Raw genomic sequence first — 261 nt, 5'->3', positions numbered from 1 at the left:
GTCGGGGAGATCGCGGCCGCGCATGTGGCGGGGGTGCTGTCCCTGGACGACGCCTGCACCCTGGTCGCGGCGCGTGCCCGGCTGATGCAGGAGCTCCCGGCCGGCGGAGCCATGATGGCGATCGAGGCGACCGAGGAGGAGGTTGCCCGTGAGCTGACCGCGGGTGTGTCGGTGGCGGCGGTGAACGGTCCGGACGCGGTGGTCGTCGCCGGTGACCAGGCGGAGGTCCTCGCCCTTGCGGCCGGGTTCGCCGACCGGGGG

1 protein-coding gene is annotated in these 261 nt (G+C 75.1%); it reads left to right on the top strand.

What is annotated here, in order from left to right; translation table 11 throughout:
• On the top strand, positions 1-261 hold a 261-nt coding region (locus ADK41_RS14295; protein WP_159043975.1), incomplete at both ends, for an acyltransferase domain-containing protein.

It is taken from the genome of Streptomyces caelestis (assembly GCF_001279005.1).
In the GTDB taxonomy this organism is placed as follows: Bacteria; Actinomycetota; Actinomycetes; order Streptomycetales; family Streptomycetaceae; genus Streptomyces; species Streptomyces heliomycini.
The sequence above is the reverse complement of the archived record's forward strand: the minus strand, read 5'-3'. Positions and strand labels throughout refer to the sequence as shown.